A 16,096-nucleotide genomic window follows, 5' to 3' on the forward strand; every position below is an offset into this window, starting at 1 on the left:
GTGTGGTTACTTACAGTTTACACGATTAGAGGAGTCTATGGGGATTTTTTGTTGCACTTTATTTTACAATCTATCAAGGGGAAAAAATGAAGGACATTTTACGAAGCATTTTAGAAGAAAACGGTAGTTTGACCGTTCAGGAAATCATCTTACATATCTTGGCTGCGGCCCTACTTAGCGGGATTATCTATGTCTCTTATGCCTATACCCATACGGGAACCGCTTATAGTAAGAAATTCAACGTTTCTCTGATGACCTTGACTGTCCTAACAGCGACCGTTATGACAGTTATCGGAAACAATGTGGCCCTGTCTCTAGGTATGGTCGGTGCCTTGTCCGTTGTTCGTTTTCGGACGGCAATCAAGGATTCCAGAGACACTGCCTATATTTTCTGGACCATTGTAGTTGGAATTTGTTGCGGGGTTGGAGACTATATCGTGGCCTCAGTCGGTAGCAGCGTTATTTTCCTGCTTTTGCTATTTTTGGGGCAGGTTAAAAATGAAAACCGTCTCCTTTTGATTGTCAAGGGAGGCAAGGAGATTGAAATCCCCTTGGAAGGTCTGATTTTTCAATATTTCGAGGGTCAGGCTGTACAGAGGGTTAAAAATACTACCAGCGGTAGCGTGGAGATGATTTTTGAAATCTCCCGCAAGACCTATGATAAAAAGATCAAACAAGGTCAGCCCCTGACTGAGAAAATCTATCAGCTAGGAGAGATTGACTACTTCAACATGGTCAGCCAAAGCGATGAAATCAATGGTTAGAGCCTATGAAAGTAAAAGTCATCTACTTTAGCACTCTTATTTTGACCTTGCTCTTGGCGCTCTCACTAACCTTTTTAGAAAAGGCCAAGCCTCATTTTCGCTTTCACCATCACACCCAGGCCATAAAAAAGGTTGAGCCCAAGGACCCAAAGAGCTTTCAGAGCCACCTGCCGATTATCAGTATCGATACTCATAAGCAGGCCATTCCACTCAAGCGGGAGACCGAGGCCGACTCCCAACACCAGGTCACCATTAAGAGCCAAATCAAACTTTTTGATGAGCTAGACCGCTCTCATTCCTTATCCGAAACACCAAGAGAGGTTAGTGATGCCCTCATCGCCTATCGGGGCAATTCATCCCGGCACTTTGATAAGAAATCTTTGAAGATTAAATTTATCAACAAGAAAAAAGAGGGGCGTGATTTGTCCCTGGCTGGAATGCCCAAGGAAGCCGAATGGGTCCTGCATGGTCCTTTTTTGGATAGGACCCTTATCCGCAATTACCTCAGCTATAATATTGCAGGAGAAATTATGACCTATGCTCCCAACGTGCGCTACTGCGAGTTGGTCATCAATGGCCAGTACCAAGGGCTCTATCTGATTGTCGAAAACATCAAGCAAGGACCACACCGAGTCAATATTGACAAGAGCGATAAACGGGCCACCCAGACCCCCTATATCGTCGAGTGGGATCGGTCTCACAAGGCTAAAAACTTGGTTGAAAATTATAGCTACTATATTCGCCAGGCTGGGGTTTCAGGTCTCGATATTCGCTATCCAGGCTTGGACCGCTTGACTAATCGCCAGGCTCAATTCATCCAGAAGGATATTAGCCGGATTGAAAAAGTCCTCTATTCTTATGATTTTAAGCAATATCCTCGCTACATCGACCGGGAATCCTTTGCAGAATACTTTATCATCAATGAATTTTTCCGCAATGCAGATGCCGGTAAGTTCTCAACCTATCTCTATAAGGACCTAAGAGATAAGATGAAGCTGGTTGTTTGGGACTTCAATAATGCCTTTGACAATCAAATCGAAACAGCCTATGACGAAAGTGGTTTTACCATGCTTGATGTCCCTTGGTTTAGCATGCTGCTCAAGGACCCAGCCTTTGTTGACTTGGTTATCAAAAAATACCATGAATTGAGGAAAAACAAGCTTAAGACCGATTATTTGACCAAGTATGTCGATCAGACTGTTGACTTTTTGGGGCCAGCTATTGAGCGAAACAATGCCAAGTGGGGCTATGTCTTTGAGATGAAAAAGCCGGATAGTTTCAACTATTTAAAGCCCTATAATCGTAATCTGACCAGCTATAATCAGTCGGTCAAGCAGCTCAAGGACTTTATCAAGCGACGGGGCTCTTGGTTAGACCGTCACATTGAAACCCTCTACCAATATAGCTCAACTTCTAAGAATGCCAACACCTTGTTGGAGTGAGGACTGCCATGAAGAAATATTTACTATTAGTTTGTGCCCTCACCCTCTTGTCTGGAGGAATCTATTATCTGATTTATTTTGACGGCAGTCTTTACCTGCCCAAGGGCCAAGAGGGGAGAGCCGTTCAGACCAACTTTCAGATTAAGGGTCGACAAATCCAAGCAAGCAGCCAAGGCAAGGAGCCTTTTACAGTCAAGGGAGTCGATATTGAGAGCTCCTTGGCCGGTCATCATAACAATGAATTTGCCATTGGTAAAAAGAAATATCTGGACTGGTTGCAAAAGATTGCAGCAATGGGGGCCAATACCATTCGAGTTAAAACGATTATGGATGTCGACTTCTATGAAGCCCTTGCTGAGCACAATAAAAAAGCCCCTAGCCCTCTTTATCTGCTCCAGGGAATCCGCATCAATGACTACCGAAATAATTCAGCCATAAGCGGAACAGATAAGAAATTTCAAGGGCAATTAGTCCAGGACGCAAAGACAGTAGTTGATGTGATTCATGGCCGCAAACGCATGTGGAATCATGAATCAGGTGCTAGCAACCACTATCGGAAAGATGTCTCCAAGTGGGTCTTGGCCTTTATCGTCGGTGATGACTGGAATAGCGGAACAGTAGCTTATACCAATCATCAAGAGCAGGCCCAACCCTTCAAGGGCAAGTATTTTGTCAGCAAAAGCTCAGCTAATTCTTTTGAAGTCATGCTAGCTCAGGTAATGGAAGAATTAGTCCAGTATGAGACAGACAAGTATGGTTGGCAGCACCTGCTATCCTTTGCTAATTCAGCCTTTAACGATCCCTTTGACTATCGCAAGCCCTTTGCGGATCAGGCACCCAAATATAGCCGGCTGGATATAGAGCAAATAAAGAGTCAAAAGACCTTTAAAACAGGCCTTTTCGCCTCCTACCAGCTCCTGGATATCCATCCCAAGTTCAAGGACTATCTACTTTTAAATAAAGCCGGTGTCAATAGCAAGCTTTTATCTGCTATTAAAAAACTACCTACCTTACAGGCCTATGTCAAGTTATTAACTAGCTACCATCAGGTTCCCGTCATGGTGACAGGCTATGGCTACTCAACCGCCAGAGGGATTGAACAGACCAAGATAAATGACCTTCATTTCCCTCTTTCCGAGACAGACCAAGGTAAGTACCTAGTCAAGGACTACAAAGCTTTTCTGGCCGCAGGTACGGTCGGAGCAACCATTCATTCCTGGCAGGATGACTGGAACAGTCGCTCCTGGAATACCTCCTTTGCTACCAATCCTCATGAGAATTTCCTCTGGCATGACCTCCAGGTCAGCAATTCCGCCTATGGTCTCTTGGCTTTTGAGAATACAAGCAAGAAGCATATCCTCAACGGCAAAAAGGACCAGAAGGAATGGGAAGAGAGTAAAGATAAGCTGGGCCAGACTTCTAAGAAGGAAGGTCAGCTAATGGTCGACTATGACGAGACCTATCTCTATTTTGCCATTGAAAGAAAGTCCAAGACCGATAACAAGTGGCTGATTCCGATTGATGTGACCCCTAAATCAGGTAGTAAAAAGATGGAAAACAGCAAGCTTCGGTTTGAAAAAGCGGCTGACTTTGTGCTCAAGATTGATACCAAAGGCCAGAGCCAAATCCTGGTTCAAGAACGCTATAATGCCACCGAGGCCAATTATTCCATGCAAACCCGAGGAGTAGACTCCTTTATCAGACCACCAGCCAAGGACTCTCCGGTCTTTAATCCAATCGAGATGGTCCTCAAGAACAATCAAATTTTTGAAAACATTGAAAAAGCCAGCCGGGAGTCTAAATGGTTGCCCAAGTATGAAACTGGTAAGCTCCGTCTGGGAAATGGAGAAAGAGGGGCAAGCAACTTTGACTCCAGAAGCGACTTGGCGGTCAGCGACCACTTGATTGAGGGGCGGATTCCCCTACATCTACTGAATTTTTCTAATCCAGCAGATGCCAAGGTCCACGATGATTATTATGAAAAGTATGGTGTAGAAGATTTAACAATTCAGGCCCTATCTCTAGGTATCAGTAAGCCAGACAAGGAGGAAGTAGTGCAAATGGCCGATTTTCCTCTAAGTAAATGGGAGAAGCCTCAGGTTGACGATGTCCTCAAGGCTTCCTATAAATTGCTGCAGGAGGCCTGGACCAGAAAGGAAAACAAATGATTTATAGCCTGCTTTACTTTTATCTGATTATTTGCTTGGCCATTTTTGCCTTTAATCTAGCCTATTTTTTCTATCGAAAAAAGCGCTTGAAAAAGAAGAAGTAGGAGGAACAAATGAAGACGGATATCATTTATACATTTTTGCAAGTTTCTCAGCTCCTTTTTTTAGTCTACCTAATTGCCTATGCTAGTTTCCTCTTGATTTCTCTGGTCGTTGCCGGGACCCATCTTCACGAAAAAAGCAAGAAAAGAAAAAGCCAGCCCAAGGCTGAACCACTTGGCCTAGCCGCCAAACTAGCAGTCTCTGTCCTAGTTCCCGCCTATAATGAAGAAGTAACTATTATCGAATCTCTTACTTCCTTGTTAAATCTAGACTATGATGACTATGAAATCATCGTGATTGATGATGGTTCTAAAGATCAGACCGCCCAGCTTGTAAGAGAACACTTTGGTCTAGAGCCCAGCCAGCGCAGGATTGACTTTCAAATTCCCTGCCAAAATTATAAAGGGATTTGGGAGAAGAATCTAGGCAAGGTCCACCTAACCCTGATTCAAAAGGAAAATGGCGGAAAAGGCGATGCTCTTAATATGGGCATCAATGCCGCTTCCTATGACTATTTTCTCTGCCTGGACGCAGACTCTATGCTCCAAAGAGACTCTCTAAAGCATATTGTAACTCCTGTCTTAGAAGAAGAAGACGTGATTGCAGTAGGAGGTTTGGTCCAAGTCGCCCAGGGTCTTAGCATGGTTAATGGGGAGTTCCAATCCTATAAGCTCCCTTGGAAACTCCTAGCCTGCTCTCAGGTTATCGAGTATGACTGCTCTTTTTTAGGCTCTCGGATTTTACTGGATTATCTCAAGAGCAATCTGATTATCTCTGGTGCCTTCGGCCTCTTTAAGCGAGATTTGGTCCTAGCCGCAGGAGGCTATGATAGGCAAACTTTGGGAGAAGATATGGAGCTAGTCATGAAACTCCACTTTTTCTGCCGCAATAATAATATCCCCTATCAGATTCGCTATGAGAGCAATGCCGTTTGCTGGAGTCAGGCCCCAGTGAACCTAGGTGATCTCTGCAAGCAAAGACGCCGTTGGTTTTTAGGCCTCTTTCAATGCCTTGTAAAATACCGGACTATCTTTGTCAATCCACGCTTTGGCCTAGTAGGCTTTCTTTCCTATCTCTATTACCTACTTTTTGAGCTCCTTTCTCCCTTTGTAGAGCTTTTTGGAGCCCTAGCTATTCTAATTTCCCTGGTCTTTTACCAGCTTAATCTAGGCTATTTCTTTTCCTTGTTTTCCCTTTATATTCTCTACTGCACCATGATGACCCTGACTTCCTTTCTTCAAAGGGCCTATTCCCAGCAGTTGCTTTTAAAGGCTACGGATATCTTTACAGTTGTCTATGCCGCAATTTTCCGCTATCTCTTTCTCCATTGGATTCTCAACTGGGTCAGAGTTACTAGCTTTTTCGGCTACCAAAAGAAGAAGAAGGTATGGGGAGATCTTAAAAGAGAGAAGCAGTTGGACAATCTAGATATATTAAAAAACAGCTAAGGCTGTTTTTTGCTTTGAAATTCTGAAAATGAAGAAGTAGTCCCGCATTCAACTTAATCCTTGCCAGTTAAAATAAGGAGCAAGAATAAGATGTAACATAATTAAGTTTATGTAAATTAAAGTTTATCTAGAGCATTCTTTTGTTCATCATTAACGATATGGGTATAGAGGTCGGTTACCTGGGTGCTAGCATGTCCCAGCTGATGGGAGACCAAAACTTGAGACTTGGTAGCGTCATAGAGACGGGTAGCTAGGGTGTGACGTAGTTTGTGAGGGGTAACTCGGACCTTGAAGTCTTCCGAATACTTGGCCACCATTTTTTCGACACTAGAGGCATCGATTCGGTTGGGTCGGCCCCGATACTCAGTCAAGAAGAAAGCCAAATCATTCTTTTCAGCCTTATAGCGTTTTTGGCGAATGGCCAGATAAGCCTCTAGATAGGGTCTAGCAAAGGCAGCAACATTGACAGAGTCCCTTTTGCCCCCCTTACGGGTCACCTCGATGACCATCATCTTTAGATTCAAATCCTTGAGATTAAGATTGACAGCCTCAGACAGACGGACTCCCGAGGCCAGCAGTAGGGCAATTATGGCTAAATCTCTCTCCTTGTTTTTCTCAAAAGAGGAGAGGGCCCTTGTAGATAGACTTTGAGGATAAACCTCTTCAATGTGCTTAAGAAATTGTTCGGTCTCCTCACCCAAAAAGAGTTTCTGCTTGATATTCTCGGCCCGAGCAGCCAGGGTTTCCTTTTTCTTTTTAGTTGCAACCTTCTTCATCACATTGCGATAAAAATAGGGCTCTCCTTGCTCATTTTCAACCTCTTCAGTCAAATATTTATAAAGACTAGATAGAGCCGACAAGGTCCGGTTGATGGTTGTCTGAGAAACTCCCTTTTGCCTAGTATTGGCATTGAGCAAGGGACGTTCGCGTAGGTAGAGAATAAAGGCTTCCAAGTCCTTTTTAGTCAAGTTTTCTAGCACATCAAGGGGAATGGCAGCAATCTCATTCTCAGTTGAAATACCCGAATCTAAAATCCAGTCAAAAAAGCGTTTGTATTCTTTCAGATATTCATAGAGGGTTGTAAAACTATAAGGGACAGCCAACTTTGATTGATAGTATTCTAAGACATACCAGGGCATGAGCGGCTTTAACTCCTCGATTCTTTCCAGTAATTTATCTCGTTTCATGCTGATTCAACTCCAGACTCTTTTTTCTTCCTAATAGTAGTATAGCATAGACTGGGATATTTTTCAAGAAAATTATAGTTTTTCGGAAAGATGATAGAGGGAAAATAGAACCAAAGCCAGTAAGGGCTATCCTTGGTTCTTGATAGCTCTCGATTTTTTTCTTTTCAGTTAGTTCTCTTTAGGGTTAAGAACGACTTCTTTATACTCATCAAAATTCTGGTCTTTAAAAGTTTTAGAAAAAACTTTTTCCTTTTTTCCATATCTTAGCTTAATTTTTAATTCTGTATTTAAGGAACCTGTCTTTCCCTTTTTGCTCTTATTACTTAAGAGAAATTCATAGTTGTTTTTTATGTGATAGACAGGAAACAAAAAATTGTTTTGGTGGATATACCAGGGACCAAATAAATGTTGAACAATGCCATAGGGAGAAAAGGTATTAACCCCTTCCTTCATTCTTTCAAGGTCGGTGTTGGAAATCATTATATCTTTAATGTCAGCAAGCGCTACTTCTTGTAGTGCTGAAGAATTTTTAAGCAACCAAAAATAATCATTGATTTCCCTTTTTCCGGTCTTTAATTTTGCCTTAATAAGTCTTGTGGGATATTTATCCCATAAATCCCCATCTCTGACTGTTATGGAATCTCCAGTTCTAAAAAAATAAAAGATATATTTGGAGTCTTGGTATTTTTCCCTATCCTGAGGACTGAGCCTCATCCGAGAAACTAGCTCCTCGTTAGTGTGATTATCGAAATTCCTTCCACGATGAAAAGGATTTTGATAATCAATTGGAAAACTAAGTTGTGAATCGTTAAAGGAAATTCTGGAGGGAGCGTATACTTTCTTGTTTTCCTTTAGCCACTTAAGGTAGTCATCGAAGGAATGAATGCTTTCAAAGAAACTCTGATTGTCAGTATCTATTAGATTGAAGAATTGCAACTTTTCAACATAAATGGAACGATATTCGGATTTAGGGAGTTCTTGGACTTCACTAATCTGAACAAAGGAATCCTCTTTTTTATCAATTGTTTGTATGTCTAATTTTTTAATAGGTTCTGATAACAAGGCATAGGCAAAAGTAAGCAGGAATGCTAGAAAGATAAATTTTCCTATTTTATCTTCAAACGAAGCCTTTTTCCGACCATCTGTTTTTAATTTTTTTCGAGTTTGTATTTTCATTATTTCCGTATATCTTATTTCTACTGTTAGAGAAAAACAAGTCACATCAATGTAACTTGTTTATATAGATAGCTAATTTTCTATTTCCTCTTTTTCTTAGCCTTTTTCATTTTATTGGCCATGCGTTTCATGGCTTGTTTGGTTGCAAATTCGCCGATTTTTCCTTTGATACCGCCACCAAACATAGAGCCCATATCCGGCATGCCAGCTCCTCCTAAGGCTGACATATCGGGCATGCCTTGGCCACCCATCATTCCTTCCATAGCAGATAGGTCCATATTTTTTGGTAGCTGGTTGGGATTGACTCCCATTTGCTTCATCATCTTGCTCATATCACCAGATAGGACCCCCTGCATCATTTTCTTGGCTTGATTAAAGTCCTTGATGAATTTATTGACATCGACAAAGCTATTTCCAGATCCAGCAGCAATCCGTCGCCGCCGGCTAGGATTCAGAAGGTCAGGATTTTCCCTTTCGGCAGGGGTCATGGACGAAACAATGGCCCTCTTGCGGGCAATGTCCTTTTCATCCACCTTAATATTTTGCAGGGCAGGATTGCCAGCCATACCAGGCAGCATTTTTAATAAATCCTCCATAGGTCCCATATTTTGAACCTGGTCCAGCTGGTCGATAAAGTCATTGAAATCAAAGGTGTTTTCCCTCATCTTCTCAGCCATTTCCAACGATTTTTTCTCGTCGTATTCAGCTGAGGCTTTTTCAATCAGGGTCAACATGTCCCCCATTCCCAAGATTCGACTGGACATACGGTCTGGGTGGAAGGTTTCAATGTCGGTGATTTTTTCACCAGTACCAGTGAATTTGATAGGCTTACCAGTAATCTGGCGGACGGATAGGGCTGCACCACCCCGAGTGTCCCCGTCAATCTTGGTCAGGATTACACCAGTCACCTCTAGTTGCTCATTGAACTCACGAGCTACATTGGCTGCTTCCTGACCAATCATGGCATCCACAACCAAAAGGATTTCATTTGGTTGGGCCAGGGCTTTGACATCCCGCAACTCGGTCATCAGTTTCTCGTCGATTTGCAGACGACCTGCCGTATCAATCAGCACATAGTCATTGTGGTTGATACGAGCCTGCTCAAGACCTTGCTTGACAATTTCGGTAGCCGCCATATCAGTCCCCAGCTCAAATACCGGAACATCAATCTGCTGACCCAGAGTTTTTAACTGATCAATGGCTGCTGGCCGATAGATATCCGCCGCAATCATCATCGGTCTTGCATTCTCTTCTTTTTTGAGTTTGTTGGCCAATTTTCCAGCAAAGGTAGTTTTACCAGCCCCTTGGAGACCGACCATCATAATGATAGTTGGAACTTTGGGTGCCTTGACGATTTCTGCTGTATCAGAGCCCAAGATAGCGGTCAACTCCTCATCAACAATCTTGATGATTTGTTGGGCTGGATTGAGCGTGTCGATGACCTGATGGCCGACAGCCCGTTCACGAACCTTTTTGATAAAATCCTTAACCACCGGAAGGGCAACGTCTGCCTCTAAAAGGGCCAGACGAATTTCCTTGGTCGCTTCCTGGACATCTGCCTCAGAAATCTTTCCTTTTTTTCGTAAATTTTTAAAGACGTTCTGCAAACGTTCAGTTAAACTTTCGAAAGCCATATTTATCCTTATCTCCTTTATATAAAACTAATCGCGGTTATCGATATTGCTTAAAATCGAAATCTGCTCCTGTAGATACTCATCGTCAGCATACCTTTCTAAAAGTTGGTCAAAAATCTGACCCCGAACGATATAGTCTGAATACATGTGAAGTTTTTTCTCATAATCTTCCAGAATTTTCTCGGTTCTTTTGATATTATCATAGACGGCCTGGCGGCTGACTTGAAATTCTTCAGCAATCTCTGCCAGGCTATAATCGTCGGCATAGTAAAGCTCGATATAGTTCATCTGCTTGTCTGTCAAAAGAGCTGCATAAAACTCAAAGAGAGCATTCATTCGATTGGTTTTTTCAATTTCCATAAGAAATATTATATCAAAAAAAGAGGGATTTTTATATAGTTTATACTCAAAGAAAAGCGAAAGATTCACGCTTTAAGGTACTGGAGCAGGCAAGATTTTGTCAAAAAAGCAAAAAATGTTACATAGTTTAATTTATGTAACATCACTTGTTTTCTAGATAAAATTCAAAGCGTTCGCCCACATACTGGCTCTTGACGTATTCAAAGGCTGTCCCATCATCCAGATAGGAAATCTGGGTCAAACCCAGGATGGCCTGGCCCTTAGGGATTTCTAAGTATTGAGCGATTTGCTCCTTGGCTAGTCGGGCATAAATGGTCTGCTGGGATTTGCCAATCTTATAACCATGGGCCTGGAGGGTTTGGAAGAAATGACTGGTCACTTCTTCTTTCTTGAAATTCTTGATAAATTTCTCGGGAACAGAGGCTACCTCATAAACGACAGGAACTTGATCTGCATAGCGGACCCGCTCCATTCGAATGATATTATCCGTCTTTTTAAGACCCAGTTTTTCAACCTCTTGCTTGCTAGGGAGGGTCCTACGATAGGAAATAAGTTGGCTAGACGGGGTCTTGCCCTGGGCCTTGATAATTTCGGTAAAACTGGTTGTTCCCCGCATTTTTTCCTGGACTCTGGTACTGGCAACGAAGGTCCCGCTACCAACTCGGCGCTCCAGGACCCCTTCTTCTACCAAGAGGGTGATGGCCTGGCGCAGGGTCATCCGACTGACCTCAAAGTGTTCGGCCAAATCACGCTCGCTAGGAAGGCGTTGTCCGATTTTCCAGACTTGGTCATCAATTTCTTTCTTAATCTGGTCATGAATTTTGATATAGGCAGGTAACATAGGAAGTCTTCTTTCTGGTTTTCTAAGACAATTGTAGTGAAAAAAAGCGGGCCTGTCAAGAAACAAGGGAAGTTTTATTGGAAAAATCCCTTTTTTATGATAGAATGAGAGGAAAAGATAACTTTTTTGAGAAAGGGAAAAGATGACAACTATTTCAACTGATATGCAAGACCTAGAAAAAATCATCGTCCTCGACTATGGGAGCCAGTATAACCAACTGATTTCCCGACGGATTCGAGAAATCGGTGTTTTTTCTGAGCTAAAAAGCCACAAAATTACGGCCCAAGAGATTAAAGACATCAATCCAGTCGGAATCGTCCTCTCTGGTGGCCCAAATTCGGTTTATGAAGACGGAGCCTTTGATATTGATCCCCAAATCTTTGAATTAGGGATTCCTATCTTAGGGATTTGCTACGGTATGCAGCTTCTAACCCATAAGCTGGGTGGTAAGGTTGTTCCAGCCGGCCATGCTGGAAATCGAGAGTATGGCCAGTCAGAGCTGACTCATAGCCCTTCTCAACTCTTTGCTGATACACCCGAACAACAGTTGGTTTTGATGAGCCATGGTGATGCGGTAACCGAGATTCCAGCCGGCTTTATCCGGACTGGGACTTCTGCCGACTGCCCTTATGCAGCTATTGAAAATCCAGATAAGAAAATCTACGGTATCCAATTCCACCCTGAGGTCCGCCACTCTGTCCATGGTTACGATATTTTGCGCAACTTTGCCCTTACTATCTGTGGTGCCAAGGGTGACTGGACCATGGATAACTTTATCGAAATGGAAATCCAAAAAATCCGCCAGACAGTGGGTGATAAAAAGGTTCTACTAGGACTTTCTGGTGGGGTTGACTCTTCGGTGGTTGGTGTCCTGCTCCAAAAGGCCATCGGCGATCAGCTTATCTGTATCTTTGTTGACCATGGTCTCCTGCGTAAAGGTGAAGCCGACCAGGTTATGGACATGTTGGGTGGCAAGTTTGGCTTAAATATTGTCAAGGCCGATGCTGCTAAACGTTTCCTTGATAAGTTGGCAGGCATTTCTGATCCTGAGCAAAAGCGTAAAATTATCGGAAATGAATTTGTCTATGTCTTTGATGATGAAGCTGCTAAGCTTAAAGATGTAGCCTTCCTGGCCCAAGGAACCCTCTATACAGACGTTATCGAGTCAGGTACAGATACAGCCCAAACTATCAAGTCCCACCACAATGTCGGTGGCCTGCCAGAGGATATGCAGTTTAAGTTGATTGAGCCTCTCAACACCCTCTACAAGGACGAGGTAAGGGCTTTGGGGACAGAGCTGGGCATGCCTGATGAAATCGTCTGGCGCCAACCCTTCCCAGGTCCTGGTCTAGCCATTCGGGTCATGGGTGAAATCACCGCAGAAAAACTAGAAACGGTCCGTGAGTCGGACGCTATCCTGCGCGAAGAAATCGCTAAGGCAGGTCTTGACCGGGATATCTGGCAATATTTCACTGTCAATACTGGGGTTCGTTCGGTTGGAGTTATGGGTGACGGTCGTACTTATGACTATACTATCGCCATTCGTGCCATCACTTCTATCGACGGTATGACAGCCGACTTTGCTAAAATCCCTTGGGAAGTTTTACAAAAGATTTCTGTCCGTATTGTCAATGAAGTCGACCACGTTAACCGTATCGTCTATGACATCACCAGCAAACCACCCGCAACAGTCGAGTGGGAGTAAAAATAAAAAATAGAGACTAGATACAATCCTAGTCTCTATTTTTGTGCAAAATGTTGATTTCCTTAATAAGAACTTCTGCTTTAGGTTTACTCATCACCCGTCACCATTCTGTCACAACCTTAACATCGCCATAATTAGTTGGAGAAAAACGACTATCATAAACCGAAATCCAATCTTTCAGAACTAATTTGTTCATGATTTCATTGTAATAACTTTCTAAATCGTCTTTACTAATATGATAATCAGATAAATATTTTTGAATTTCTTGATTACTATCAATGTAATTTCGTGTCGTATTTTCTCTTTTACCAATAACTATTTGTATCTTACGCGTTAAAGCCTTATCTTGCAAAGAGTATGTATTATAAAATAAAATACCAATGTCGTCACTAATTATTTTTTCAAAGTTAATAATATAGAATTTTTTATCTAACGAAAAATTATAATTAGTATCGTATACTCCTTTTGGAAGTGAAGCATTTTGATACCTTACGACAGGGTTATTTTTATATAAATCAGAAGTATCTTTATAACTTCCTGCAATTACTCCTTTAATTTTATTTAAAATAGGGTTTTGGGACAAATAAGTTTCTTTTTCTTGATAGTAAATCTCTTCAAAAATATTCTTGGGTCTTGTCATTGAAAACCAGAAAAAAACTGATAGAAGAACAAGCAGGAAGCCTGTAACGACAACTATTATTTTACGTTTACTCATCACCCGTCACCCCGTTTTCTAGGTCTTTGATAAATTGATAACCAACTGGGTTAAGGCGTTTTAAATCCTCTTCAGAGAAGTTAAAACGTTTTTCAATAGGGATTGATTTAACTAATTCATCGTAAACCTGCTTAGTTGAAATATTTCCAGTAAACTCTTTAGCACGATTGACAGCGTTCGCTGATTGAGGATTGTTTTTGTATTCTGTCACTCCCTTGTAGTAGCTATTTGTTGCTTCTAAATAACTTTGATTGGCTTTTTTCATGACTTATCCCATTTATCAACGACCTTGACATCGCCCCAATCATTAGGGGTGAACGCACTATCAAAAGCTTTGCACCAATCACGCAAGAAAAAGTCATTGAGGATTTCTTTGTTATATTTTTTTATATCTTCGTTAGTAATACTATATTGAGTTAGTAGTTTCTTAACTTCTCCCTTATTCCTAATTCTAACTCTATTATTCTGTTCATCAACAAATGATATATCTTGAGTTAAAGTCTTATCTTCAACCGAGTATTTATGATAAACATAAAGACTGAGATTAGGAGCAACTTTTCTATCATATGCAATTAGAACTGTTCCTTTGCTTCTAAAAGAAAAACTTACGCCTACATGCTCGTAGCCCTTGGGTATTACATTCTTCGAATAGGATTCTGCCGCCATTGTTCTAAACTCTTCACCAGAATCTCTATAAGAACGACTGGAAAGTCCTTGAATCCGTTGAAAAGCAGGATTGGGATTGGGGTAATTCGCTTTTTCATAAGCATAAATTTCTCCGAAAATATCTCCTCTGTCAATTTTCCTATTTTTATTAGAGAAAACAAAGGGAACTAGACAAAGCAAGCCTATACACAATAAAATTGCAGCTATTAGAAACTTTTTATTCATTGTTTCCTCCTACATAATCATGAAATTCATTATTTTCTTCTTCCAAATTTCTAATAAAATTATAAGAGTCCTCGTAGTTTCTTTTCAAATAATCTTTGCTTTCATCTTCTGTCATCGGAATTTGTTCTTCAATGTTCGGTCCAATTCTCTTTGTTTTATTTGGAACCATGTAATCAAAAATTGTTTTCTTTACATCTTGTAATTTTTCATGCTCTAAAAATTCACTAGCTCTATTTGTCTGGTCTTTGCTCAAATCGGTATAATAATTGTTTGTCGCTTGAAGATAACTTACTTTATCAGACCTCATCCGATTGATAAGATTAACAGCATCTAAATCCGCTTTATAATCATCTGCTCCTATACTTGGTGTAGCAAAAGCAGCTGTTGTTGTATCCCCCTTCCAGCCAGCGACTCGCTCTACATTCCATTTTCCTCCATATAAATCTGAAATATAGATTCCTGGACGTAAATAAGTTGCCATAGTAATAGATTGGTGGGTAAAATCATTCTTACCGCTTATAACTGATAGTCGTGTATTCCAGAAATTATCAAATTCTGTATCAGTCATCGCTCCGTAAACTCTTTCTGCATTTTGTTTAAAAGCGATGTATTTCTGATTGTCATTATCACGAAATTGGTCAGCATGAGAATAACTAATATTCATTCCCGACATCTCATGTTGCAATCTTAAATTATAATTTAATTTTTTAGCTTCTGTCTTTGATAAGCCCAATTCTATCATAATGTCCTCTAGTGTCATAGAAATGATTGTTTTCTCAGCAAATGAATTTTTTGAGAAGTAACCTGTCAAATCTCCTGCTGTCGCATCCCACATTGTAGTATTATAATTTGCTCTACCAATAATTAGCAGTAAGATATAGTCTTTTTCTTCTTGCAGTTTGTCCGAAAACTTCTTATCAATTCCTTTTTTGACCTGCACTATCTGCTCCGCCGTATCTTGGTCAAAGCCATACTGTTCTTGGAGGTTTTGTTTATAGGCAGACTCGACTTGATGGGCCTTGTGTTTTTCGGTTAATTCTTTAGACCAGCTCATATTCTTAGGTAGCTTAAATGTACCGGTCTTTTCATCCCAAGCACCTTGACTTTCCTTAATCCCGGTTTGTATGGTGGCCTTAAGCTGAAAGTATTCATCCAGAATGCTAGCTGAATAGGTATCAAAGGCCTTGAGCTTGGCTAGGATTTCTTCATAAAGAGCCTTGTCAGCTTGGTGAGTCCCAATTAACTTGGCATTATAGTCCAGCTGACTCTTACTGGCTTGGGCTGGCATGGAGGAAGAGCGCAGGGATTTACTGAGAGCTTCTAAGGCCCTAATCGCAGTTTGGGCTTCTGCTATCTTTTGATTGAGCTCTTCTTCACTCCAGCTCTTGCTATCCACTCGTTCAACATATTCTGTCGGTAACTTTCTGGCAGCGATTTTCAAGACATCAGTTGCGGTTTCCTGCCCTTGCACTAGGGGCAAGAGAACAGAGGAGTGATAATTTCGAGAAGAGTCAAAGGCCTGTCCTTTCAGACTTTCGGTATCGGATAGAAATCGTTGAACAGCCGTCTTTAACTGCGCTTGTGCTTCTACTTGGGCTTGACACATAGCCTCAAAACTAGCGGCCTGTTCTTGTGAAGCTCCTAAATCCATTTTAGTCATCTG

Annotated in this window: 14 protein-coding genes; 5 read left to right on the forward strand and 9 right to left on the reverse strand. The window is 41.5% G+C overall.

The features are described from left to right. Positions 1-86: 86 nt before the first annotated feature. The 4 genes from C4K46_RS00005 to C4K46_RS00020 all read left to right on the forward strand — a co-directional run bounded on the left by C4K46_RS00005 (position 87) and on the right by C4K46_RS00020 (position 5,924). Positions 87-764, forward strand: coding sequence for a DUF4956 domain-containing protein (locus tag C4K46_RS00005; protein ID WP_209626137.1), 678 nt, complete (start codon positions 87-89; stop codon positions 762-764). A gap of 5 nt (positions 765-769) precedes the next feature. Next, complete coding sequence (locus tag C4K46_RS00010; RefSeq protein ID WP_209626139.1) at positions 770-2,206, forward strand: CotH kinase family protein; 1,437 nt, start codon at positions 770-772, stop codon at positions 2,204-2,206. 8 nt (positions 2,207-2,214) lie between these two features. Next, positions 2,215-4,374, forward strand: a complete 2,160-nt coding sequence (locus C4K46_RS00015) for a hypothetical protein (RefSeq protein WP_209626141.1) — start codon at positions 2,215-2,217, stop codon at positions 4,372-4,374. Between the two features lie 113 nt (positions 4,375-4,487). Next, positions 4,488-5,924, forward strand: coding sequence for a glycosyltransferase family 2 protein (locus tag C4K46_RS00020; protein WP_209626143.1), 1,437 nt, complete (start codon positions 4,488-4,490; stop codon positions 5,922-5,924). Between the two features lie 116 nt (positions 5,925-6,040). Here C4K46_RS00020 and xerS read toward each other — a convergent pair whose 3' ends face one another. The 5 genes from xerS to C4K46_RS00045 all read right to left on the reverse strand — a co-directional run bounded on the left by xerS (position 6,041) and on the right by C4K46_RS00045 (position 11,122). Beyond that, positions 6,041-7,111, reverse strand: a complete 1,071-nt coding sequence (xerS, locus tag C4K46_RS00025; protein WP_209626145.1) for a tyrosine recombinase XerS — start codon at positions 7,109-7,111, stop codon at positions 6,041-6,043. 168 nt (positions 7,112-7,279) lie between these two features. Then, positions 7,280-8,287 (reverse strand): hypothetical protein, encoded by a 1,008-nt coding sequence (locus C4K46_RS00030; protein WP_209626147.1) that lies wholly within the window; start codon positions 8,285-8,287, stop codon positions 7,280-7,282. An 80-nt stretch (positions 8,288-8,367) separates the two neighbouring features. Further along, the gene (ffh, locus tag C4K46_RS00035) at positions 8,368-9,921 is read right to left on the reverse strand and encodes a signal recognition particle protein (protein WP_209626149.1); all 1,554 of its coding nucleotides are present in this window, start codon (positions 9,919-9,921) and stop codon (positions 8,368-8,370) included. A gap of 27 nt (positions 9,922-9,948) precedes the next feature. Beyond that, entirely contained in the window at positions 9,949-10,281 is a 333-nt protein-coding gene (locus C4K46_RS00040; RefSeq protein ID WP_209626151.1) for a putative DNA-binding protein, read from the reverse strand. 142 nt (positions 10,282-10,423) lie between these two features. Further along, positions 10,424-11,122: a GntR family transcriptional regulator gene (locus tag C4K46_RS00045; protein WP_209626153.1), complete on the reverse strand. Its 699-nt coding sequence runs from the start codon at positions 11,120-11,122 to the stop codon at positions 10,424-10,426. Positions 11,123-11,264: 142 nt separating this feature from the next. Here C4K46_RS00045 and guaA point away from each other — a divergent pair, with 142 nt between their 5' ends. Then, positions 11,265-12,827, forward strand: a complete 1,563-nt coding sequence (gene guaA / locus C4K46_RS00050) for a glutamine-hydrolyzing GMP synthase (RefSeq protein ID WP_209626155.1) — start codon at positions 11,265-11,267, stop codon at positions 12,825-12,827. Positions 12,828-12,927: 100 nt separating this feature from the next. Here guaA and C4K46_RS00055 read toward each other — a convergent pair whose 3' ends face one another. Genes C4K46_RS00055 through C4K46_RS00070 form a run of 4 tightly spaced genes read right to left on the reverse strand, consistent with a single transcriptional unit; the run spans position 12,928 to position 16,093 of the window. Continuing rightward, positions 12,928-13,542, reverse strand: coding sequence for a TipC family immunity protein (locus C4K46_RS00055; RefSeq protein WP_209626157.1), 615 nt, complete (start codon positions 13,540-13,542; stop codon positions 12,928-12,930). Beyond that, positions 13,535-13,807, reverse strand: a complete 273-nt coding sequence (locus C4K46_RS00060) for a hypothetical protein (protein ID WP_209626159.1) — start codon at positions 13,805-13,807, stop codon at positions 13,535-13,537. Before C4K46_RS00060 ends, C4K46_RS00055 begins: the two co-directional genes overlap by 8 nt. Continuing rightward, a complete protein-coding gene (locus C4K46_RS00065) occupies positions 13,804-14,433 on the reverse strand; it encodes a TipC family immunity protein (protein WP_209626161.1) in 630 nt (209 codons plus the stop codon). The genes C4K46_RS00060 and C4K46_RS00065 overlap by 4 nt, the downstream gene beginning before the upstream one ends. Beyond that, entirely contained in the window at positions 14,426-16,093 is a 1,668-nt protein-coding gene (locus C4K46_RS00070; RefSeq protein WP_209626163.1) for a T7SS effector LXG polymorphic toxin, read from the reverse strand. The genes C4K46_RS00065 and C4K46_RS00070 overlap by 8 nt, the downstream gene beginning before the upstream one ends. Positions 16,094-16,096: the final 3 nt, after the last annotated feature.

The organism is Streptococcus oricebi, from assembly GCF_017883985.1.
Lineage (GTDB): Bacteria > Bacillota > Bacilli > Lactobacillales > Streptococcaceae > Streptococcus > Streptococcus oricebi.